This window comes from Psychrobacter sp. CoH-33_TS_01 (genome assembly GCF_058189395.1).
Genome location: NZ_JBVGQI010000010.1, coordinates 17,140 through 41,392, shown reverse-complemented (window position 1 = coordinate 41,392; position 24,253 = coordinate 17,140). Strand labels below are relative to the sequence as shown.

Annotated in this window: 16 protein-coding genes and 1 tRNA gene; 16 read left to right on the top strand and 1 reads right to left on the bottom strand. The window is 46.1% G+C overall.

The annotated features are described in order from the left end of the window. Positions 1–23: 23 nt before the first annotated feature. The 11 genes from tuf to ACZ2XM_RS13345 all read left to right on the top strand — a co-directional run bounded on the left by tuf (position 24) and on the right by ACZ2XM_RS13345 (position 15,713). Positions 24–1,214, top strand: coding sequence for an elongation factor Tu (tuf, locus tag ACZ2XM_RS13395; RefSeq protein WP_490610537.1), 1,191 nt, complete (start codon positions 24–26; stop codon positions 1,212–1,214). Between the two features lie 413 nt (positions 1,215–1,627). Beyond that, positions 1,628–1,703, top strand: a tRNA-Trp gene (locus tag ACZ2XM_RS13390). Positions 1,704–1,754: 51 nt separating this feature from the next. Then, positions 1,755–2,237: a preprotein translocase subunit SecE gene (secE, locus tag ACZ2XM_RS13385; protein ID WP_490589744.1), complete on the top strand. Its 483-nt coding sequence runs from the start codon at positions 1,755–1,757 to the stop codon at positions 2,235–2,237. 23 nt (positions 2,238–2,260) lie between these two features. After that, positions 2,261–2,791 carry a transcription termination/antitermination protein NusG gene (gene nusG, locus ACZ2XM_RS13380; protein WP_490589745.1) on the top strand — a complete coding sequence of 177 codons (531 nt, stop codon included), beginning with the start codon at positions 2,261–2,263 and terminating at the stop codon, positions 2,789–2,791. 124 nt (positions 2,792–2,915) lie between these two features. Further along, positions 2,916–3,347 (top strand): 50S ribosomal protein L11, encoded by a 432-nt coding sequence (rplK, locus tag ACZ2XM_RS13375; RefSeq protein ID WP_490589746.1) that lies wholly within the window; start codon positions 2,916–2,918, stop codon positions 3,345–3,347. After that, positions 3,348–4,049, top strand: coding sequence for a 50S ribosomal protein L1 (gene rplA / locus ACZ2XM_RS13370; protein ID WP_490589747.1), 702 nt, complete (start codon positions 3,348–3,350; stop codon positions 4,047–4,049). A gap of 413 nt (positions 4,050–4,462) precedes the next feature. Further along, positions 4,463–4,990 carry a 50S ribosomal protein L10 gene (rplJ, locus tag ACZ2XM_RS13365; RefSeq protein ID WP_490589748.1) on the top strand — a complete coding sequence of 176 codons (528 nt, stop codon included), beginning with the start codon at positions 4,463–4,465 and terminating at the stop codon, positions 4,988–4,990. Positions 4,991–5,091: 101 nt separating this feature from the next. After that, positions 5,092–5,466 (top strand): 50S ribosomal protein L7/L12, encoded by a 375-nt coding sequence (rplL, locus tag ACZ2XM_RS13360; RefSeq protein WP_201498657.1) that lies wholly within the window; start codon positions 5,092–5,094, stop codon positions 5,464–5,466. Positions 5,467–6,464: 998 nt separating this feature from the next. Then, on the top strand, positions 6,465–10,571 hold the full coding sequence (rpoB, locus tag ACZ2XM_RS13355; RefSeq protein ID WP_490589749.1) for a DNA-directed RNA polymerase subunit beta: 4,107 nt from the start codon (positions 6,465–6,467) through the stop codon (positions 10,569–10,571). 236 nt (positions 10,572–10,807) lie between these two features. Continuing rightward, positions 10,808–15,055 (top strand): DNA-directed RNA polymerase subunit beta', encoded by a 4,248-nt coding sequence (gene rpoC / locus ACZ2XM_RS13350; RefSeq protein ID WP_490589750.1) that lies wholly within the window; start codon positions 10,808–10,810, stop codon positions 15,053–15,055. 133 nt (positions 15,056–15,188) lie between these two features. Then, a complete protein-coding gene (locus ACZ2XM_RS13345) occupies positions 15,189–15,713 on the top strand; it encodes a DUF6586 family protein (RefSeq protein WP_490589751.1) in 525 nt (174 codons plus the stop codon). A gap of 170 nt (positions 15,714–15,883) precedes the next feature. Here ACZ2XM_RS13345 and ACZ2XM_RS13340 read toward each other — a convergent pair whose 3' ends face one another. Next, complete coding sequence (locus ACZ2XM_RS13340; RefSeq protein ID WP_490589752.1) at positions 15,884–18,640, bottom strand: penicillin-binding protein 1A; 2,757 nt, start codon at positions 18,638–18,640, stop codon at positions 15,884–15,886. Positions 18,641–18,824: 184 nt separating this feature from the next. On the opposite strand from ACZ2XM_RS13340, the gene ACZ2XM_RS13335 reads away from it, so the two are divergent. Genes ACZ2XM_RS13335 through ACZ2XM_RS13315 form a run of 5 tightly spaced genes read left to right on the top strand, consistent with a single transcriptional unit; the run spans position 18,825 to position 24,217 of the window. Next, a complete protein-coding gene (locus ACZ2XM_RS13335; RefSeq protein ID WP_490589753.1) occupies positions 18,825–19,880 on the top strand; it encodes a pilus assembly protein PilM in 1,056 nt (351 codons plus the stop codon). Beyond that, positions 19,880–20,551 (top strand): PilN domain-containing protein, encoded by a 672-nt coding sequence (locus ACZ2XM_RS13330; RefSeq protein ID WP_490589754.1) that lies wholly within the window; start codon positions 19,880–19,882, stop codon positions 20,549–20,551. Before ACZ2XM_RS13335 ends, ACZ2XM_RS13330 begins: the two co-directional genes overlap by 1 nt. After that, positions 20,548–21,261, top strand: coding sequence for a type IV pilus inner membrane component PilO (locus ACZ2XM_RS13325; RefSeq protein WP_490589755.1), 714 nt, complete (start codon positions 20,548–20,550; stop codon positions 21,259–21,261). The genes ACZ2XM_RS13330 and ACZ2XM_RS13325 overlap by 4 nt, the downstream gene beginning before the upstream one ends. Further along, complete coding sequence (locus ACZ2XM_RS13320) at positions 21,261–21,806, top strand: pilus assembly protein PilP (RefSeq protein WP_490589756.1); 546 nt, start codon at positions 21,261–21,263, stop codon at positions 21,804–21,806. Before ACZ2XM_RS13325 ends, ACZ2XM_RS13320 begins: the two co-directional genes overlap by 1 nt. A 26-nt stretch (positions 21,807–21,832) precedes the next feature. After that, positions 21,833–24,217, top strand: a complete 2,385-nt coding sequence (locus ACZ2XM_RS13315; RefSeq protein ID WP_490589757.1) for a type IV pilus secretin PilQ — start codon at positions 21,833–21,835, stop codon at positions 24,215–24,217. The last annotated feature ends 36 nt before the right edge of the window (positions 24,218–24,253 follow it).

Genomic DNA, 24,253 nt, shown 5'->3' with positions numbered 1-24,253 from the left:
CTGATAAACAGAAGGATATACCCATGGCAAAGGCCAAGTTTGAACGTCTAAAACCACATGTCAACGTCGGTACCATCGGACACGTTGACCATGGTAAAACCACTCTAACTGCTGCTATCGCAACAGTAGCTGCCAAGACTTCTGGCGGCGAAGCTAAAGACTACGCAGCTATTGACAGTGCTCCTGAAGAAAAAGCTCGTGGTATCACGATCAACACTTCACACGTAGAATATGACACGCCTACGCGTCACTACGCCCACGTCGATTGCCCAGGTCACGCCGATTATGTTAAAAACATGATCACTGGTGCAGCCCAGATGGACGGCGCTATCCTAGTAGTATCTGCTACTGATGGCCCTATGCCACAAACCCGTGAGCACATCTTGTTATCACGTCAGGTTGGCGTACCATACATCGTTGTCTTCATGAACAAATGTGACATCGTTGATGACGAAGAATTGCTTGAGCTAGTAGAAATGGAAGTTCGTGAACTTCTATCTGACTACGACTTCCCAGGTGATGACACGCCAATCGTTAAAGGTTCAGCGACTGAAGCCCTTAAAGGTTCAGACGGTCAATACGGTGAGCCAGCTGTTGTAGAACTGCTTAACATCCTAGACACTTACATCCCTGAGCCTGAGCGTGACATCGACAAAGCATTCTTGATGCCTATCGAAGACGTATTCTCAATCTCTGGCCGTGGTACTGTTGTAACGGGTCGTGTTGAGTCTGGTATCGTACGCGTTGGCGACGAGATCGAAATCGTTGGTATCCGTGACACTCAAAAAACCACTTGTACTGGTGTTGAGATGTTCCGTAAATTGCTAGACGAAGGTCGTGCTGGCGAAAACTGTGGTGTACTACTACGTGGTACTAAGCGTGAAGACGTACAACGTGGCCAAGTACTAGCTAAGCCAGGTTCAATCACTCCTCACACTAAATTTGACGCTGAAGTATACGTACTGTCAAAAGAAGAGGGTGGTCGTCACACACCATTCCTAAACGGCTATCGTCCACAGTTCTACTTCCGTACTACTGACGTAACTGGCGCAATCCAATTACAAGACGGTACTGAAATGGTCATGCCTGGTGATAACGTTGAGATGGGCGTAGAGCTTATCCACCCAATCGCTATGGACAAAGGTCTACGCTTCGCTATTCGTGAAGGCGGCCGTACTGTAGGCGCTGGTGTTGTTGCTAACGTTCACGCGTAAGTCATAACCCTAAGCTAAACTGACGCTAGCCGAGCAATCGGTTAGTTGTTAGCTAAAAAGCCGTTCTCTTTGTTGAGGACGGCTTTTTTTTATTCTAAAATCCCTCCCTGACCCTCCCTTTAAAAAAGGGAGGAGATAAAAGCGAATATCTTTAAAGAGGTAGAAGGTTAAAGCTTTTAAGCCCCCCTTTCTCAAAGGGGGGTGGGGGGGATTTCAATTCTAAATTTATATGCTAGTGACCCAAAAAAACACTAAAAAAGATAAATCTGTAAAGATCTAGCTAACGCCAAAACCCACAGCACACCGAGCATAGACAAAAATAATTACTAAAATAGCTAAAGATTGCAGAAAAATCCCTGTTAAAACTTGCATTATGCGGCAAAGCTTGTATAATTATCAGCCTTAACACCCCTAGGCGATTGGCTCAATTGGTAGAGCATCGGTCTCCAAAACCGAGGGTTGTAGGTTCGAGTCCTACATCGCCTGCCACATTTGTTATATCTCACCACCTTATCTGTCCCTCTCCGAAGCGAGTTCTCTATGAGCAACAATCAGGATGACCTCGATACTAAGTTGTCTGATACTAAGGCGAGGGCAGGAAGTTTGCTGAGTAAAAAGACCAAACCGGCACCAGAAGGTTCGGCAGTAGAAGTTGCTAAAACCAGTTCAGCTAAAGATATTATGCTTTGGCTGGCTGCTTTTGCGGCTCTGATTGCAGCTACTTTAGGCAATCAATATCTACCCGGCTATTGGCAGCCTGCTAACGATGTATGGGTTCGCATTGGACTAATCGTTGTCTTAGTAGTTGTTGCTCTGATTTGTTTGGCAATGACGCACCAAGGTAGAGCTTTTAAAATTCTCCTTAGAGATGCTGCTGTCGAGCTACGCCGAGTCACTTGGCCGAGTAAAGACGAGACCTTCACGAATACGTGGCAGGTGATCGTCGTTATCGGTATCGTGGGCTTTATAGTTTGGTTATTGGATAACTTTTTTACTTGGTTCGTCGGGTTATTCATCGGTTAAATCGTCTTAATTAGGAGCGTCACATGCGTTGGTATATTGTCCAAGCGTTTTCTGGATATGAGAAACAAGTGCAGCGCTCACTTACAGAGCGTATTAATCGTAGTGAGTTTGCAGAGTCTTTCGGTGAGGTATTAGTCCCCACGGAAGAAGTCGTCGAAATGAAAGACGGCAAAAAACGCAAAAGTGAGCGTAAGTTCTTTCCGGGTTATGTGTTAATCCAAATGGAAATGAACGATGGTACTTGGCACATTGTCAATGAATGTCCCCGTATTATGGGCTTCATTGGGGGTACACCAGAGAATCCAGCGCCTATTACCCAGATCGAAGCCGACCGTATTTTAAACCGCCTCAAACAAGCTGAAGCGGTGCCAAGTCCGAAGACCTTATTTGAGCCAGGCGAAGAATTATTAGTCATCGATGGTCCATTTACTGACTTTAAAGGGTTGGTAGAAAAAGTGGATTATGAGAAGTCTAAACTGCAATTGACTGTAAACGTATTTAATCGACCCACTCAGGTCGAACTTGAGTTTAGTAAAGTCGAAAAGCTTAACTAAACATTCATGAACCGGGGAGCTTGCGTTGCCCGTGACTGTCTAAAGTACGACTGCCTCATTATTGAGGCATTGTTTTTTAAATAAGTCATAGCAACTGGCGTTATCACCCACCAAGGAGAAAATCATGGCTAAGAAGATTGATGGTTACATCAAACTGCAAGTGCCTGCTGGCAAAGCAAATCCTTCACCACCGATTGGTCCAGCTTTGGGTCAAAAAGGCGTGAACATCATGGCGTTCTGTAAAGAATTCAACGCCGCGACTGCTAGCATGGAACCAGGTCTACCAATTCCAACTGAAATCACGGTCTTTGCTGATAAATCATTTACATTTATCATGAAGTCACCACCAGCTGCATACTTACTACGTAAGGCTGCTGGGATTGCTAAAGGTTCTGGTGAGCCAAATGTAAATAAAGTGGGTAAAGTTACTCGCGAGCAGTTAGAAGAAATCGTAAAAACCAAAACTAAAGATCTTACTGCTGCAGATTTAGACGCAGCGGTACGTACGGTTGCTGGTACTGCACGTTCAATGGGTATTACCGTGGAGGGTGTGTAAATGGCTAAGCTAACCAAACGTCAAAAAACGATTCAAGAGAAAGTTGAACACGAAAAACTGTACACTCTTGAAGAAGCAGTAGAAATCCTTAACACGATTCCACCTGCTAAGTTTAAAGAATCTATCGATATCGCTATCAACCTTGGTGTTGATCCGCGTAAATCTGACCAAGTTGTTCGTGGTGCTACCAACCTTCCTGCGGGAACTGGTAAAACCAAGCGCGTTGCTGTATTCGCTCAAGGCGCTGCTGCTGAAGCCGCTAAAGAAGCTGGTGCTGACATCGTTGGTATGGAAGACCTAGCAGAGCAAATCAAAGCTGGTAACATGGACTTTGACGTTGTTATCGCTGCTCCAGACGCTATGCGTGTGGTCGGTCAACTAGGTACTATCCTAGGTCCACGTGGTTTAATGCCTAACCCTAAAGTGGGTACGGTTACGCCTAACGTTGCAGAAGCTGTTGCTAACACTAAAGCGGGTCAGGCGACTTATCGCGTTGACAAAGCAGGTATTATCCACGCGACTATCGGTCAAGTTGGTTTTACTGCTGAGCAAGTAGTGCAAAACGCTAAAGCGCTAATCAGCGATCTTAAGCGTGCTAAGCCTGCTACTTCTAAAGGTGTTTACATCAAGAAGATTACGCTATCTAGCACTATGGGTCCTGGTATCGCTATTGATGCTGTACCACACCGCATGGCGAAGTAATACTATTAATTTTCAGAGCGTTGAGCTTATATAGCCTTAACGTCTGAGAGCTAATAATTAGAATTAATAATCAGTTTTTAAGAATTAGGTCAGCGTAGTTCTTTGCTACGCTGTCTAAGACCGTAGGTAGAGACTGGCTTGTCGGTAGCATCAGCCACCTGCAAGGGGGTCTTGTTAATCGATATAACATGCAAGTGTTTATTGGCCTACGCAGACGGTGACCCATATAAAGTTTCGACATGAGAAAGTGGAGCTAATCCGCAATCAACGTCATTCTGATAATGGTGCCGTAATTAGTCGTTATTAACGTAAATCGGTTATGAATCGGTTTGTTTTAATGACATGTCGTATCAAGTCGATTGGTTGGGCTACTTCGGTGGTCGATCAAATTGATAAGATTAAGGAGTCAACTAATGGCATTAACGCTAGAACAGAAACAAAAAGTTGTGGCTGAAGTGTCTGAAGTTGCTGCGATTGCTTACTCAGCTGTAGCTGCCGACTATCACGGTATGGAAGTATCTCATTTAACTGAGTTACGTAACCGTGCCCGTGAAAAAGGTGTGGTCTTAAAGGTTGTGAAAAACACCCTAGCCAGACGCGCTTTTGAAGGTACTAAGTTTGAGTGCATGTCAGACAGTATGACTGGTCCATTATTATTGGCCTTCTCAATGGAAGATTTGGGTTCTGCTGCACGAGTCATTTTTGACTTTAGCAAAGAAAACAAAGCCATTGAAGCCAAATTGGTCTCAGTCGGTGGTGAATTGTTTGGTCCTGAAGAGCTTGAGCGTGTCTCAAAGCTGCCAACAAGAGACGAAGCATTGTCTATCTTGATGGCGACGATCAAAGCACCAGTAACCAAGCTAGCTCAGACTCTAGACGCAGTCCCAAGCAAGTTTGTTCGTACTGTAGCAGCAATCAAAGACGCAAAAGAAGCGGCTTAATTATTAAGCTAACTAATATAGAGCGATTACGCAGCGCCTAATTGGTCGCCGTAACGCTTTATTTCTACCCTAATTATTTATCAGATAAACGGAGAGTTCTCATGGCACTATCTAAAGATGACGTGTTAAACGCAATTGCTGAAATGTCAGTAATGGACATCGTTGAGCTAATCAGCGACATGGAAGAAAAATTCGGCGTAACTGCTGCTGTTGCTGCTGCGGCTCCTGCTGCTGCTGCTGCTGCTGGTCCAGCTGCTGAAGAAAAAGATGAGTTTGACGTTGTTCTAACTAGCTTCGGCGAGAAGAAAGTTGGCGTAATTAAAGCTGTTCGTGAAGCTACTGGCCTTGGCTTGAAAGAAGCGAAAGAATTGGTTGAAGGCGTTCCTGCTCCAATCAAAGAAGGCGCTAACAAAGTTGAAGCTGAAGAGCTTAAGAAAAAGCTTGAAGAAGCCGGCGCTACTGTTGAACTAAAATAGTTTAACCACCGCGTTTAAAAAAGAAGTCAGCAGTGCCTTGCATTGCTGGCTTTTTTTTACTATAATTATTAGCTTGACCTTTTGTGTCTGCCAGTATAGTACGCCAACAGCTATGGTTTAGCTGCTACCGTGCAATTTACTGTGATTAATTTGATGTGGCTCGTAGTCAATTTCAGCTAGAGTAGCAAAATTAATATTATTGATGGTTGGCTTAGTGCTGATTAGATTGATGATATTTAGCTTAGATTGCCGTAGCTTCACTCACGGTGGTAGATACCCTTCAAAAGGACAGACAATATACATGCTCGTACTCACGCTGATTGATAAGATACAATAATGTGCAGCTAGACATCACCAGATGTTTGGCATTTTTTCGTGCCTGAGCTTAAAATTTACAGTTTGGTGGCAGAGAAGTTAAACAGATTGGCATATATTATGTCATTGTTCTTTTAAATAAGCTGGTTATAGCCAGTTTTCGAACAATCAGATTGAATTCTATACAGATAGGCGTATTGATCTATCTGACCGCAAGTGTGCTCTCAACCCACATTCACTTGAAGTGAATTAATATATTTTAATTTTTATCTGCTTAAATCTTATTATAGCGAAAGCTAATAAGGTAGGGGCTAAGTTATCTTGATAGGTTTTGACCGACTACGGTCGTCTACTACGATAAGCTTAGGTGTATGACACGCTTAGTACTGTATTACGTTCAGCATAGTGTAGCAGAAAAAAATTGTTATAGAATAGTAACACAGCAGAAATAAATGATTTAGTACATAAAATTATCTATAAATACGCAGTATTAATTAGCAAGCACCGTTTAGCAAAGCCCTATTTAGTTATTTAAAGGCAATAGAAAATTATCAGCTCAGTTATAACCGTATTATTTATTAGCAAGTCGTCTTAAGTAATCTCGTTCCCGTTGTCAGATGACTGATATAAAGTTGTCATGATGATGTTTTCAATTTGTTTCCCGTCTACTGTAAGGACTCTCGATGGCATATTCTTATACTGAAAAAAAGCGTATTCGCAAAAGCTTTTCCCAGTTGCCCACTGTGATGGAAATTCCATACCTGTTGGCCATTCAAGTGGATTCTTATCAGCAATTTTTGCAAGAGCATAAAAAGCCGAAATCACGTGATAACACTGGTCTACAAGCTGCTTTTTCGTCTATCTTCCCTATCGAAAGTCACTCAGGTAACGCTGAGCTTCAATTCGTTGAGTATTACTTAGGCACGCCTGAGTTTGACGAGCGCGAATGTATCCTGCGTGGCTCTACTTTTGCTGCCCCTATGCGTGTGAAGATTCGTCTGGTCATCAAAGACAAAGACAGCAAAGATAAAGACAGCAAAGCCGCTATTAAAGATATCCGTGAGCAAAGCGTCTATATGGGCGAAATGCCTCTGATGACCAACAACGGTACCTTTATTATTAATGGTACTGAGCGTGTTATCGTCTCGCAGCTGCATAGATCTCCTGGTGTGTTCTTTGACCACGATAAAGGCAAGTCGCACTCAAGCGGTAAAGTACTTTATAACGCCCGTATCATTCCTTACCGTGGGTCATGGTTGGATTTCGAATTTGATGCCAAAGATTTAGTATTTGCTCGTATTGACCGTCGCCGTAAGCTATTGGCTACTATCATTCTACGCGCGCTAGGCTTAAGCACCTCTGAAATCTTAGATGTTTTCTTTGATAAAGTGGCCGTCTATAAAGGCGAAGAGCAATTTGAAATCGATTTAGTCGCTGACCGTCTACGCGGTGAGATGGCACAGTTTGACATCGTATCGCCAGAAGGTGATGTGTTGGTAGAGCAGGGCAAGCGTATTAATGCTCGCCGTATCCGTCAAATTGAAGAAGCTGGTATGAAAAAGCTGGCAGTACCTGATGAATACCTCTATGAGCGTATCTTAGGCGAAGACATCATCGTTGATGACGAAGTGATTGCGCGTGCTAATACGCTAATTGACCATGAATTATTGGTTAAGCTAAGCGAGCACGACATCAAAGACTTCACGATTCTATTTACCAACGATATCGATCACGGTACTTATATCGCGGATACTTTACGCGCAGACAGCACGTCGAGCCGTGAAGAAGCTTTGATTGAAATCTATAAAGTTATGCGTCCAGGTGAGCCACCAACGGTTGAAACGGCAGAGAAGCTGTTCGACAGCATGTTCTTCAACGCAGACCGTTATGACTTATCTAACGTCGGTCGTATGAAGTTCAACCGTCGTCTAGGTCTACCGTTTGAAGATACCGATAACCCAGACGTTCAGCGCGAGCGCAGTGTCTTGACCAACGACGACATCATCAACGTCTTAAAAGAGTTGATTGAAATCCGTAACGGTCGCGGCGAAGTCGATGATATCGATCACTTGGGTAACCGTCGTATTCGTTCAGTAGGCGAGATGGCAGAAAACCAATTCCGCGTCGGTCTAGTCCGTGTTGAACGTGCGGTTAAAGAGCGTTTAAGCTCTGCTGAATCAGACAACTTGTCACCACAAGATCTAATTAACTCTAAGCCAGTAGCGGCTGCGGTTAAAGAATTCTTTGGTTCAAGCCAGTTGTCACAGTTTATGGATCAGAACAACCCGTTGTCTGAGATTACCCATAAACGTCGTGTCTCTGCACTAGGCCCAGGTGGTCTAACGCGTGAACGTGCTGGCTTTGAGGTTCGTGACGTTCATGACACGCATTATGGTCGTGTCTGCCCGATTGAAACTCCTGAAGGTCCAAACATTGGTTTGATCAACTCATTAGCGGTATTCGCTAAAACCAACAGCTTTGGTTTCCTAGAGACCCCTTATCGCAAGGTTGTTGATGGCAAAGTAACGGACGAAATCGAATACCTATCTGCTATTGAAGAAGTAGGTACCGTTATCGCCCAGGCTGATTCGCCAATGAATGAGCAAGGCGAGCTTACTGATGAGATGGTCAGTGTGCGTAGCCAAGGCGAATTCGTGCGTATGCCAAAAGACAAAGTGACGCATATGGATGTGTCACCAAGTCAGGTGGTCTCGGTTGCTGCCAGCTTGATTCCGTTCCTAGAGCATGATGATGCTAACCGTGCCTTGATGGGCTCGAACATGCAGCGTCAGGCCGTTCCTACTTTGCGTGCTGATAAGCCTTTAGTGGGTACGAACATGGAGCGTCACGTAGCCCGTGACTCTGGTGTTTGTGTTATCGCTAATCGTGGTGGCGTGATCGAAGACGTGGATGCCTCACGTATCGTTATCCGTGTCAACGAAGACGAGATGAGCGCAGGCGAAGCCGGTATCGATATTTATAACTTGGTGAAATACACCCGTTCAAACCAGAACACTTGTATTAACCAACGCATTATTGTCAACCAAGGCGACGAAGTAGCTGTGGGCGATATCTTGGCTGATGGTCCTTCTACCGATTTGGGTGAGTTGGCCTTGGGTCAGAACATGCGCATAGCCTTTATGCCATGGAACGGTTATAACTTCGAAGATTCAATCTTGCTATCTGAGCGTGTGGTGAAAGAAGATCGCTTCACTACTATCCACATCCAAGAGTTGACTTGTGTGGCGCGTGATACCAAATTGGGTACTGAAGAAATCACTGGCGATATTCCAAACGTTGGTGAAGCAGCGCTATCGAATCTTGATGAAGCGGGTATTGTCTACATCGGTGCTGAAGTGGACGCGGGCGACATCCTCGTTGGTAAAGTGACGCCAAAAGGCGAGACTCAATTGACGCCGGAAGAAAAACTATTGCGTGCCATCTTCGGTGAGAAAGCTGCGGATGTGAAAGATACGTCACTGCGTGTGCCTTCATCGAGCAAAGGTACGGTCATTGACGTGCAAGTCTTTACGCGTGATGGCGTAGAAAAAGATGCGCGTGCCCGTGCTATCGAAAAGTCGCAGCTCGACAGCTATCGTAAAGATTTAAAAGAAGAGCTGCGTATCTTCGAAGAAGCGGCTCGTGGCCGTATCATCAACTTGCTTGATGGTCAGAAAGTAAGTGGCGGTGCCGGCTTTAAAGCGGGTAGCGTGATGGCTTCTGCTGATATGCAAGACATGAAGCTTGAGACTTTGCTAGACATCCAACCAGTCGAAGAAGAGATCGCTGAGCGTCTAACGCAAATCGCTGAGTTCTTGACGGACAAGCAAAAAGACATCGATAGTAAGTTTGCTGAGAAAAAACGCAAACTGAGTGCTGGTGATGACTTGCAGCATGGCGTTCAGAAAATCGTTAAGGTTTATCTGGCTGTTAAACGTCGTATCCAGCCTGGTGATAAAATGGCGGGTCGTCATGGTAACAAAGGGGTTGTGTCACGCATTATGCCGGTAGAAGATATGCCGTATGATGAGCATGGCAACACTGTTGATATCATCTTGAACCCACTAGGTGTTCCGTCACGTATGAACATCGGTCAGGTGCTAGAGACTCACTTAGGTATGGCAGCTAAAGGCTTGGGCGAGAAGATTGATGGCATGCTCAAAGCGCAAGCAGCCGTTAAAGATCTGCGTGAATTCTTAGACAAGATCTATAACAAAGTGGGCGGTGAGCAAGTTGATCTCGATAGCTTGAGTGATGATGATATCTTAGCGCTAGCGAGCAACTTACGCGGCGGCGTGCCTATGGGTACTTCGGTATTTGATGGCGCTGAAGAGAATCAAATCAAAGACTTGCTTGAGCTTGCCGACCTATCAAGAACCGGTCAGCAAACCTTGTATGATGGTCGTACAGGTCAGAAATTTGACCGTCCAGTGACCGTCGGTTACATGTACATGCTCAAATTGAACCATTTGGTTGATGACAAAATGCATGCTCGTTCTACCGGCTCTTACTCGCTAGTAACGCAGCAGCCATTGGGCGGTAAAGCTCAGTTTGGTGGTCAGCGCTTTGGTGAGATGGAAGTGTGGGCACTAGAAGCTTACGGCGCGACTTATACGCTGCAGGAAATGTTGACCGTGAAATCGGATGACGTAGAAGGCCGTACGCGGATGTATAAAAACATCGTCGATGGTGAGCAATACATGGACCCAGGTATGCCAGAATCGTTCAACGTATTGACCAAAGAAATCAAATCACTGGGTATTAATATTGAGTTAAAAGAAAACAATTAAGTCGGTATATGACCCAGTAGCGTCTTGGCGTAAGGTCAAGATGAGCTCGGTCTAATAGGACTTGTTTTTATCGCTAGGACTAAGGATTAGTTTCATATTTTATGAATAATAACCCCTTAGTCTTAGCCTATTTATCTCATCCCTATTCATTGCCTTCAGTCCTTTGGGGTTTGTTAGCCGCTTAACCGCCTCGCTAGTATTGACCCAGATGATGATAAAGATAACGGAGAAGCAGCTTGAAAGATTTACTCGATATTATGAAAAGCCCTGCCGAAAACAACGGCAACCGTGAGTTTGACAGCATTCAAATTTCACTAGCATCCCCTGACATTATTAAGTCATGGTCGCATGGTGAAGTGAAAAAACCAGAAACGATTAACTACCGTACTTTCAAGCCTGAGCGTGATGGTCTGTTCTGTGCCAAAATCTTTGGTCCAGTCAAAGACTTTGAGTGCTTGTGTGGTAAGTACAAGCGCCGTAAGTTCCAAGGTGTCATCTGTGAAAAATGTGGCGTTGAAGTCACTACCGCTAAAGTTCGTCGTGATCGTATGGGTCATATCGATTTGGCTAGCCCAGTCGCGCACATTTGGTTCCTAAAATCATTACCAAGCCGCATCGGTCTATTGCTAGATATGACCCTACGTGATATCGAGCGCGTTTTGTATTTCGAAAGCTATATCGTTACTGAGCCGGGTTTAACCAGCTTAGAGAAGTATCAGCTTTTAGACGACGAAGACTACTACAAAGCCCTTGAAGAGTTTGGCGATGAATTTACCGCTAAAATGGGTGCTGAAGCGGTTCAAGACCTACTAAAAGACATCGATCTTGATATCGAAATCGATGAGCTGCGCGAAGCAATTCCGCAAACCGGTTCTGAAACCAAGCTTAAAAAGATGTCCAAGCGTCTTAAATTGTTAGAGTCATTCCGTGATTCTAATAACAAGCCTGAGTGGATGGTTATGACCATCTTGCCAGTGCTACCACCCGATCTACGTCCTCTAGTACCACTAGAAGGGGGCCGTTTTGCCACGTCAGATTTGAACGATTTATATCGCCGTGTGATTAACCGTAACAACCGTCTCAAGCGTCTGTTAGAGTTGAACGCTCCTGACATCATCGTGCGTAACGAAAAGCGTATGTTGCAAGAGTCCGTGGATGCGCTATTGGATAACGGTCGTCGCGGTCGTGCTATCACGGGCAGTAACAAGCGTCCGTTGAAATCACTTGCCGACATGATCAAAGGTAAGCAAGGTCGTTTCCGTCAGAACTTGTTGGGTAAACGTGTGGATTACTCGGGCCGTTCGGTCATCGTAGTAGGTCCAACCCTACGTCTACACCAGTGTGGTCTGCCAAAGAAAATGGCCCTTGAATTGTTCAAGCCGTTTACTTACTCAAAACTATTGTCTCATGGTATCGCTACTACGATTAAAGCGGCCAAAAAGATGGTAGAACGTGAAGAGCCACAAGTGTGGGATATGCTGGCCATGGTTATTCGTGAGCATCCAGTGATGCTCAACCGTGCACCAACGCTACACAGATTGGGTCTGCAGGCCTTTGAGCCGGTACTAATTGAAGGTAAAGCCATCCAGCTGCACCCGCTAGTTTGTACCGCGTTCAACGCCGATTTTGATGGTGACCAAATGGCCGTCCACGTGCCATTGACGCTAGAGGCGCAGCTAGAGTGCCGTGCGCTAATGATGTCGACCAACAACATCTTGTCTCCTGCCAACGGTGATCCAATCATCGTACCTTCGCAAGACGTTGTACTGGGCTTGTACTACATCAGCCGCTCGTCTATTAATGCCAAAGGCGAAGGCATGATCTTCGCTACAGTCAACGAAGCCTTGCGTGCTATCGGCTCTAACGACTTACATGTGAACGCGATGATTAAAGTCCGTGTCACTGAGTCAAGCTTTGATGCTGAAGGCAATGTGACTAAAACCACTAGCCTAAAAGAAACCGTCGCCGGTCGTTTGCTAATCTGGAATATCATGCCAAAAGGTATGGATTTCGATGAGTGTAACCAAGAGATGACTAAGAAAAATATCTCTAAGTTGATCAACTCTTGCTACCGTAAGATGGGTGTGAAAGACAGCGTTATGTTCGCTGACCAATTGATGTACCTAGGTTTCGCGCAAGCGACGCTATCAGGCGTATCAATCGGTATGGAAGACATGGTTATTCCACCAGCTAAGAAAGAACTTATCGAAGCTGCTGACGCGGAAGTGCGTGAAATCGAAGACCAGTTTGAGCAAGGTTTCGTTACCGCCGGTGAGCGCTATAACAAAGTTGTCGATATCTGGTCACGTACCAACGATAAAGTCGCTAAAGCAATGATGGACAACTTGGCTACTGATATCGTAATCAATGCCAAAGGTGAAGAAGAAGAGCAGAAGTCATTCAACTCTATCTATATCATGTCAGACTCTGGTGCTCGTGGTAGTGCGGCGCAGATTCGTCAGTTAGCCGGTATGCGTGGTCTAATGGCTAAGCCAGATGGTTCAATCATCGAGACCCCAATTAAAGCCAACTTCCGCGAAGGTTTGACCGTACTTCAGTACTTCATCTCAACGCATGGTGCGCGTAAAGGTCTTGCCGATACAGCATTGAAAACGGCTAACTCGGGTTATCTAACTCGTCGTCTGGTCGATGTGGCGCAAGATTTAGTGATCACCGGTGATGACTGTGGTACCGAAGAAGGCTTGCTCATGACACCGCATATTCAAGGTGGTGAAATCATCGAGAAGCTGGGTGATCGAGTTCTAGGTCGTGTTACCGCTACTGACGTAAGCTACAATGAAGACCCAGACAAAGTCTTAGTACCAGCGGGTACTTTGATTGATGAGCATTGGGTTGACGTGCTTAACAACAACGCTATTGATGAACTTTGGGTTCGCTCAGTCATCACTTGTAAAGTCGCTCATGGCGTCTGTGCCCAGTGCTATGGTCGTGACCTTGCCCGTGGTCATAAAGTGAACATCGGTGAATCTGTTGGGGTTATGGCCGCTCAGTCTATCGGTGAGCCTGGTACTCAGTTAACGATGCGTACTTTCCACGTTGGTGGGGCGGCTAGCTCGACTTCAGTGGATAACAGCATCTCAGCACGTAACGCAGGTCAAGTGCGCTTCCATAACATGAAGACGGTTGAGCACGTAGACGGTCACTTAGTTATCGTATCGCGTTCTGCTGAAATCAGCATGGCAGATGACTTAGGTCGTGAGCGTGAGCGTTATAAAGTGCCTTACGGCTCAAGCGTGTTAGTGAAAGATGAAGACAAAGTGGAAGGTGGTCAGACCATCGCTAAATGGGATCCCCACACGCATCCAATCATCACTGAATTCGCGGGTAAAGCGACCTTTAGTGATATCACGGATGGTATGACGGCTACTGTGAAGGTTGATGAAGCGACCGGTATGAGCTCATTTGAGATTCTAGCCGCTCGTGACCGTCCAAGCGCTGGTAAAGACTTGCGTCCTGCTATCATCTTGAACACGGATGGTGGTAAAGAGGTTATTTACTTCCTACCTGCTGAGACGATTATTCGTGTCTCTGATGGTCAAGATGTAACGGCTGGCTCTATCCTAGGTCGTGTGCCACAAGCGACATCAGGAACTAAAGATATTACCGGTGGTCTACCACGCGTAGCCGATCTATTCGAAGCGCGTCGTCCGAAAGATCATGCGATCATGGCAGAGATGTCAGGTGTTGTGAGCTTTGGTAAAGAGACCAAAGGTAAGAACCGCTTTATTATCACTAATGAAGATGGCGAAATACATGAAGAGTTGATTCCAAAATGGCGTCAAATCAACGTCTTTGAAAACGAGACGGTAGAGCGTGGCGAGATCATCTCTGATGGTCCACAGAACCCACACGATATCCTACGTTTGAAAGGCCGTACGGCGCTTGCTAATTATATCGTTAACGAAGTCCAAGACGTTTACCGTTTGCAGGGCGTTAAGATTAATGACAAGCACATCGAAGTCATTATCCGTCAGATGCTACGTAAAGTAGAAATCACGGACGGCGGCGACTCTAACCACTTTAAAGGCGATCAGATTGAATACTCTGATGTGATAGCCTTGAATGAGAAGTTGGCGGGCGAAGACAAGTTCCCAGTTCAGTACGAGCGTCAATTGCTAGGTATCACTAAAGCCAGCTTGGCCACAGAAAGCTTTATCTCAGCTGCGTCATTCCAGGAGACCACCCGTGTTCTTACTGCTGCCGCTGTTATGGGTAAAGTCGATGAGCTACGCGGTCTGAAAGAGAACGTCGTTGTGGGTCGTCTGATCCCAGCGGGTACGGGTCTTGCTTATCATCAAGCGCGTAAAGAGAAAGCAGATGCGAAACTTTCTAAGCTGACCAGTACTAGCAAAGAAGTGGATACCGATGCTTTCAATCTAAGCGACACGCCTGAGAAGAAAGATTTCTCACGTTTCGATGAAGCTTTCGCGCAAGAGTTTAACCAAGACAGCCAGTCTGAGTAAGCGAAACTTGCGGTTCTAGGGTAATAAAATAAAAAAGCCAGCGCTAAGCTGGCTTTTTTTATGGGTAAAAACTAGGGTATAGTAGAAGCATATTCAGGCTAGCACTTCAATAATAGACCTACTAGGAACCCTTATGGCCGGTAAAACCCGAGTTGCCCAATACCAAGCAGACCGTACCAATCAAAAGTTATATTTTTGCCGTCTAGCTTGTAAAGCGGCGGCAGACGCTAACAATAAGCAACTGTATCAAGGGGAGTGTGAGACCGCGATCTTTCATCTACAAGGCGCGTTATTGGCGTTTTTACAGGAGCTTAGCCACTATTATGGGCTAGCTATTGCGCAGCCTACCGTAGCCTCTGTCAAAGCGACTTTAGCCCAGAGCACTCAAGTGTCACCTGAGATTCAGCGCTTGGAGCAATTGCTAGAGAGCGGTTTTTTAGCCGAGGTGATGCGGGCCTATAGCCGTTGCCAATATGCGCCTAAACCAGATACGCCAGAAGTGACTGCGGTGGGCCAAGGACAGGGCAGTAGCGATCTTATTGTTAATGTGGTCACCCTATCGAATCAATGGTTGCCCGATGACGCTACTATTCGCGAATGGCGTCAGCAGTTTCTAACATTGATTGAGCAATTGCGCTCAGGTATGGCAGAGTATTAGTTTTAATGGCTGCTGTTTCTTTATTTTTCTTTAGCACTCGGCAGCTTACTTGGCAGTAAAGGGCTAGGTAAAAACTCAGTCAAGATTTTACAACGCATAAGCATAAAAAAAGGCGGCTCAAATAAGAGTCGCCTTTTGCTTTTATACGTCAATCGAACCAGTAACGTCCATCAATCACCCATAGGAGGCATCTCTGTGGCTGGACTCACGGTAAGGGGACTTTGCGTATTTGCAGCTGGGCGCTCGCGGGACAACCGTGCTGCTGGAGAAGGCTCTACAGCAGGTCGCGTTGGGGTAGTAGGGGGTATGACCTCTACTGGAGGTAGCTGACGCTCTTTGGGTTTAGGCTTCACCGGCTTTCTGGTCTGATTGTCCTCTTTAACAGTCGCTTTCTTGCCTGTTTTAGGGTCTACCGCAACCACCCCTTCGTCAGTTACTTCCATAACGTCTTGCTGCTGCTTTTTCGATTTAGACTTATTATCGATAGATACCCATTGGTGCGGCGTTTTGGCCAGTTGGCCGCGCATAAAGTCAACCCACACCGGTAAGGCAGCAACCCCACCGTATTCGCTTCTGCCCAACGTATTAGGTTGGTCAAAGCCCATCCAAACGATAGCTACATTGCTGGGGTGGAAGCCGGCAAACCAGGCGTCTTTATAATCGTTCGTCGTTCCCGTCTTACCACCAATATCATCACGACCTAGCGCACGGGCCGGGGTTGCAGTACCACGTTGCACCACGTCACGTAGAATACCTGCCATCTCATAAGCGACAGATGGGGTTAAGATACGCGGTGCTTGGGTGGCCGCTTGGTATTGAGTAACAGGGGCTTTAAGACGGTCGGTGGCGGGCGCCGCATTGAATATTTTCAAATCTTCAGCCACGACTTTATCTTCGCCAGTACCTTCTGCATCAACCTCGCTATCAACACCGGCATCAGCGTCTAGGTCCGTAGCATCGGCTGCAGCGTCTTTATCAGAGCCAGCCTTGGCTTTTGCTGCGAGGGCTTTTTTCTCTTCTTCGGCGGCCAATTCACGGGCTTGCTTATCAGCTTTAATTTGCGCTTCGTTCAGCTTCTCTAGATTGTTGTTAAAGCAAAGGGCGCAGGCTTGCTGCGGATTTGCCTGAAACAACAACTTATTATCAAAGTCATAAATCTGTTCGATAAAGTAAGGCTGCACTCGGTGACCGCCATTAGCAAAGCTGGCGTAAGCGGTTGCCATCTGTAGTGGCGTGGCTTGCCCGGCTCCTAAAGCTAGCGATAGGGTGGTCGGTAGTTTTTCTTTATCTAGACCGAATTGATCTAATAGATTGCGCGCATCGGTAATGCCGACCGAGCGTAATAGACGAATAGAAACTAAGTTACGCGATAGGTAGAGGGCGCGACGCAAGGTCATATCGCCATAGAAACGACCGTCTGAGTTTTTCGGTTCCCAGCTGCCCACTCGCAGTGGACGGTCCGAAACAATACTGTCGGGACGATAGCCTTTTTCTAAGGCAGCGGTATAAATCAACGGCTTAATAGTAGAGCCCGGTTGACGCCAACCTTGCAGGGCACGGTTAAACTTACTGTGGTTATAGTTAAAACCACCGACCAAGGCATTAACACCGCCAGTTTCTGGATCGAGCGATACTAAGCTGCCTTGTACTTCAGGCACTTGCGTCAAACGCCATTGATTACCATTGTTAGAAGGGGTAACCCGGATGATGTCGTTGACAGAGACGATTTGCGAGGCATTGCTGGGATAGCCGCCCGTACGATTGGCGCTATAGTACTTTTTCGCCCAACTCATATCCGACCAGTTGACCGTGACTGTCTCGCCGCTGGGCAGTTCTGCCTCAAAGCTACGCGAAGAGACCTTAGTGACTTTAGCAGGGTACATATTGCCATAACGTTGGAATTTAGTTAGGGGCTCATCCTTGGCTTCCGGGCCACGCCAGCCATGACGCTTATCATAAGCCATCAAGCCTTTAAAGATAGCGGCCTCAGCTTGTTCCTGCGCTTCACTGTCCACAGTGAGCTTGACACGCCAACCGCTATTGACCACTTGCTCACCAAACTTATTGACCAACGCATAGCGGGCCATCTCAGCCAAATAAGGCATATTGACGTCGAGCTTCTCTTGATAACGATGCAAGCCGATAGGGGCCTTGCGGGCTTCGTCATGCTGCTGCTGAGTAATATAACCTAATTCTAACATCCGTCCGATAATCCAGTTGCGTCGTTCTAAAGCGCGTTCTGGATTGGCTACCGGGTTGTATTTTGAGGGAGCTTTAGGAAGACCTGCTAGCATCGCGATTTCGGCAATGCTCAAGCTCTCTAACGACTTGCTGTAATATTTTTTAGCCGCAGCACGAATGCCATAAGCCCCTTCTCCAAGGTAAATTTTATTGACATATAAGGTCAGAATTTCGTTTTTACTGAGCTCATCTTCCATCTTACGCGCGACGAATAATTCCGTTAACTTACGATTAAGCGTCCGCTCGGGGCTCAAAAAGTAGTTTTTGGCGACCTGCATCGTAATGGTGGAGCCACCAGTCTGACCATCATCATCAGTGACTACTTCGGTGACGGCGCGGCCTAGACCTTTAATACTAATACCACTATGCTCAAAGAAACTCGCATCTTCTGCCGCTAAAAAGGCATGAATCATGTCTTCTGGAATTTCTTCATAAGTCACTGGCAAGGAAATACGGTTGCCATACTGACCGATGAGTTTATCGTCTTTGCTATAGATCTGCAGCGGCATCTCAAGCGTGGCCGTTTTGATTTCATCAAGACTAGGTAAGGAGGGCGCCAGATACATCGCCATCGCATAAAAGCCGATAGGGACGGCCAAGACTAGAATAAAGGCGAGTGCTAGCGCAGCAATGACTAGGCCAACAAAAAATCGGAGCAGCTGAGCGGAAGAAGATTGTTTGAGCATAACTTAGCTTATAGTCTAGGATTCAATAAAGGCGTCATTATACCTTGAACCAGTTGCATACGTCTTACAAAATATATTACTGATTAAAAAGTGATTAAGTTATCTTGAATCTAACTATTAAGTAACGTATTGTATAGCGTTATTACAATAAACATCTAAATCAAGATGATAAAGGATAAAATTTGTGAGGTTATTCTCTTCTAAAGGCCGCCAGTTGGTGGGTGTGGATGTCAGTGCAACCTGTGTAAAGATGGTAGATATCAAACGCTTACAAGGCGTTTTTCATCTGCAATCCTACGGCATTGAAAGACTGGACCCCGGTGTGGTAGTCGACAAGCTCGTAGCGGACACAGAAGCGGTCGGTGAAGTGGTCTCTAGACTGGCCAGACGCTGTCAGGTGAGCGGCCAAAATGTGGCCTCAGCAGTATCTGGGTCAGCCGTAATTACTAAGATTATTGATATGGATGCCTCGCTTAGTGATTCGGAGCGTGATGCACAAATTCGTCTGGATGCCGATCAATATATTCCTTATCCTTTGTCTGAAGTCAACCTTGACTTTGAAGTCATTGGCCCCTCTTTAGTCAATGACCGCATGGTACAAGTGTTGTTAGCAGCTTCTCGCTCAGAGAACGTTGAACAGCGCGTTGATGCCATAGCCTTTGGCGGTATGACGACTAAGGTTATGGACATCGAGTCGCATGCTATTGAGCGCGCTTTTGCGCTTATGGTAGATAGCCTGCCCAATCATCCTGAGCTGGTTGCTTTGGTCGATATCGGCCATACCCAAACCACTTTATATGTCGCTAAAAACGGTGAATTCGTTTATAGTCGCGAACAGTTGTTTGGCGGAGCGCAATTAACGGAAGCCATTCAAAGCCGTTATGGCCTGTCTTATGAGGAAGCGACTATTAATAAGCGTGAGCAGACCTTGCCCGATGACTACTACAGTGAGTTGCTGATGCCTTTTATGGATAATGTGATTCAGCAAATTACTCGCTCTTTACAATTCTATTTTTCTTCTAGCCAATACAATAACGTCGACCACATTGTCTTGTGTGGGGGCAGTGCCGGTATTCCAGGCCTTGTCGGGATGGTACAGCAGAAGCTTGGCAATTCGACCTCTATTGCTAACCCTTTTATTAACATGTCAGTAGGGCCTCATATCGATAGCGAGCAGCTGTTACTGGATGCGCCAAGCTTAATGGTAGCTTGTGGGTTGGCCTTAAGGAGCTTTGACTAATGGCTCGTATTAACTTATTACCCTGGCGAGAAGAAGAGCGCGAACGCAGAAATAAAGAATTTATTACCTTAGTAGCGGCTATCACTCTATTGTCATTGTTAGCCGCTTTTGCAGCTTGGAGCTATTTCAACAATGAATTGGCAGAGCAGCAGAGTGCCAATGCTTTGATTGAGCAGCGCAATGCCGAGCTCGATGGCGCGTTAACTGAGATTACGGGTCTTGAACAGCGCCGTGAAGATATCATTTCGCGTATGCAAGTTATTCAAGATTTGCAGGGTCGTCGTCCGGTTCCGGTACACGTGTGGGATGACATTCCTAAAGCAATTCCGCCGGCCCTCTATATTAATAACTTTAAGCGCGAAGGCGATACGCTCACCTTGACCGGTCAAGCGGATAACCCGAACGTGGTATCGAGCCTCATTCGCAATCTAGATGCTAGCGAATGGATGGACAACTCTGCGGTACGTACCATTCAACAAAATATTTCAGCTTATGAAGCCCCTGCACCACTGACCACGGTTAAAGAAGGCGAGACGCCAAGGCCTATTTATCCGGAAGACAGTTATGTCCAGTTTGTTGTGACTACTGAAATTCAGTATGGCGTAGACAGCCCCGAGCAAGCTAAAGATCCAGCAGTGACCGCTGCGGCGCCTTCTGGAGATGCCCCATGAAGCTAACTAAGAAAAAATCACTCGTTAAAACCCCTAAAGCGGCACTAACCCCGAAAAAGTCTTTTGATTTTAACGAGTTTCGCCGCAGTTTTGAGTCTTTAGACAATCAGAACTATGGCAGCTGGCCCTTAGCAGTTAGAGTGACCGTCCTAGTAATGATTGTAGGCTTTATCGCTGCTTTAGCCTGGGCATTACCGATTAGCAGCAAAATTGACGAAATTACAGCGGCAGAAGCGCAGCAAGCGACTTTGCTAGAAGCTTATCGTAGTAAAGAATCTAAAGCGCGTTACTTAGATGCCTATAAATCGCAAGTTACGCAAATGGAAACTGAGTTTAATGCCTTGCTTAATCAGCTGCCTAAAGATACCCGCGTCTCAGAGCTGGTCGAAGGTATCAACATGACTGGGGTGGGCAGTAATATTCGCTTCCAAGACATCTCTGTTGAGCCGGAAGTGGAGCAAGAGTTCTTTATTGAGCAGCCCATTCGTATTGCAGCCTTGGGTGAATACCATCAGTTTGGTGCCTTTATTAGTGGGTTAGCAGCGTTGCCACGTATCATTACTATGCACGACTTTGAAGTGAATAACCCTCAGCCTTCTCTGGATAAGCTACCAGAGCTGACTTTAGTGCTGCAGACCAAAACTTACCGCTCTAAAGAAATTAATCCTGAAGCTTCAGCCACACCAGCACCTGAACAGGGGAGCAACTAATGGCTAACTCTATGTTTTTATCTAAGCCTGCCAAAATAGTCCTCTGTCTACTACCTGCTATCTTATTGAGCGCTTGTAGTGATCGCATAGGCTCCGCAGAGCAGCAGATGTTAGATATCCGTAATGCTCCTGCGCAGCCGATTGAGCCGCCGCCTAAAACGGAAATTGTAGATGACTTTGTTTATAGTGCCAATGTCTTACGCAGCCCGTTTATGCCGCCAAGCTTACTGAATGCGCAACTGGCCCCAATGAGCAACGAAGGGGTAAGACCTGATGTCATGCGAGTCAAAGAGCCATTAGAGCAATACGAGTTGTCACAGTTAATATTCCGTGGTTTGGTCATCTCACCAGAAGGTCAGCAGTATGGTCTAGTGCAGCGCCCAGACGGCACTATTGCTAGTGTCAAAGTGGGCGACTATATCGGGGTGAATGATGGTCGAATTGTCGAAATAACCTCTACGCAAATTAATTTAATTGAAATTGTCCCAGACAGTCGCGCAGGGTTTATTGAAAAACCAGCATCTCTGATGACACCAGCCGGCTAAATGGCAGAATTTTCGAGGATAAAATAATGACAGTTCGTAACCTGATTCGTAATTATATTGATAACAGCAAGCCACACTATCAGCCTAGCCCGGTTCGTCATCGTAAAACGCCTATAACGAGTACTCAGATGTCTACAAAATTCGCTATTCCTGCTCTTGCCGTCAGTATGATGGCCATCACCAGTGCTTCCTATGCGGCGCAGACTATCAACTCAGTTGCAGTCGTGCAGACGGCACCAGAGACTACGCAATTGCGCCTAGGCTTTGATGGGGCGCCCGTGATACCCGAGGCCTACCAACTCGAAAACCCAACCCGCCTGATTTTAGATTTTAATGACGTGCGTAATGGGGTGGCTCAGCGGCAAAAAGACTATAATGTCGGTAATGTGAATGACATTACCACCTTAAGCGATGACAGCAAAACCCGTCTAGTAGTGGGATTGAATGGCGACGGCGCTTATACCACAGCGGTGCAAGGCAACGACTTACTGCTAACGATGACGCAGCCACAACAGCAAGGGTTTACCCCAGCCGTAGCACCGATCGTCGCAGCGCCAGTATACTCGGCACCTGTAGTTTCGCCAGTGACCTCAGCCCCTGTGGTAGTCACTAGTAACCGCCCAGTAGTCAAAACGACCACGGCTCCGACAGAAACTATGGTCGTCCGTATCAACCCATTGTTAAACCCTGCTTCAGCGGCTACGGCGGTAGGCACACAGTATAGTTATGATGGTTTGAGTGCGCTCAATTATACGGCCGCTGGCGATGGGGGTAATGTCAGCATTGCCCTAGCAAACGATGCCATTCCTATCGATGTGCAGCGTCAAGGCAATCAATTGGTCATTAGAATGACCGGCGCTACTGTACCGCGTAATTTACTACGCCGTCTGAACGTCAACGGTGGCTTGGTCAGTAGCATCGATACCAAGAACCAAAACCAAAATGGTGTCATCACCATTAATATGCTAGAAGACTATGAATACCAAGCGTATCAGTCGGGCAATCAGTTAAACGTTAGTATCACCAAACCTGCCTTATTGCGTGAGCCGACGTTAGAAGAAAAAGTCTATACGGGTGAAGCGCTATCCATGGAGTTCCAAGACGTCGAAATCCGTAGTGTGTTGGATATCCTCGCTCAGTTTACCGATATGAACGTCGTGGCCAGTGACTCTGTTAACGGCAGTATCACCTTACGCTTGATTAATGTGCCTTGGGATCAAGCTTTAGACATTATTCTAAAAAGTAAAGGCTTGGGCAAACGCGAAAACGGCAACGTCATCTTAGTCGCCCCTGCTGCTGAATTGGCTGAGCAAGAAGCCAAAGAGCTAGAAGCCCAACAAGCGGTGCAGGCTTTTGCTCCTTTGCGCACAGAATATATCCGTCTAAGCTATGCTAAAGCGCAAGATGTGTTTAATTTAATTTCGCAAGGTCGTGGTGCGTCGGGTGGCACTAATAATGCTAACTCGCAGGATAGTGGCAGTTTGCTATCCAATCGCGGTACGGTGACGATTGATGAGCGTACCAATACGCTGATTATTAAAGATGTCGCTGCAAGTATCGAAAATATCCATTCTTTGGTCGATAAAATTGATATCCCAGTCCGCCAGGTCATGATTGAAGCCCGTATTGTCAGTGCCTCAGACAGCTTTAGTAAAGAGATTGGCGTGCGTTGGGGTATCTTGTCTAATGGGGCGGCAAACAATCGTAACTTGTTGGTCGGGGGTAGCAACCAGACTATTAATGATCTAAAAAACTTTACGGTTGAAAGTACGACCATCAACGGTCAGACAGTAACTTATCCTAAATATGATATTAGCCGTCCGGATAACTTAAACGTAGATCTCGGTGTAGCGAATCCAGCCGGTCGTATCGCTTTTGGTTTGCTCAGCATGTCAGACTTAATGCTGGATTTAGAATTGTCAGCTATGCAAGCAGACAACCGGGGTGAAGTTATCTCCACGCCCAAAGTTTTAACGACTGATAAGCAAACGGCTAAAGTCTCGTCAGGTACCCAGATTGCCTATCAAGAAGCGGCTGCTAGTGGCGCGACAGCCACCAGCTTTATCGAAGCGGCATTGAGCTTAGAGGCCACGCCAAACATCACGCCAGATGGTAAAATTGGTCTACAGCTAGAAATTAAGAATGGTACGCCGACTATTATCAATGGAGATGTGGCTATTGCAGAAGATGCTATTAGTACTAATGTCATCGTTGAGGATGGTCAGACCGTGGTCTTAGGGGGCGTGTTTAAAAACCAGATCTCTAATGGCGTTAATAAAGTCCCTTTCTTAGGTGACTTGCCTTTCATTGGTCGTGCCTTTAGAAATGATGTTCAGCGTAATGATAAACAAGAACTGCTTATTTTCATCACGCCAAAATTGATTAATGATGGGATTAGCCGTTTAAACTAAGCTTACTATGCGCAGCAGGAATACCCCTTAATTAAC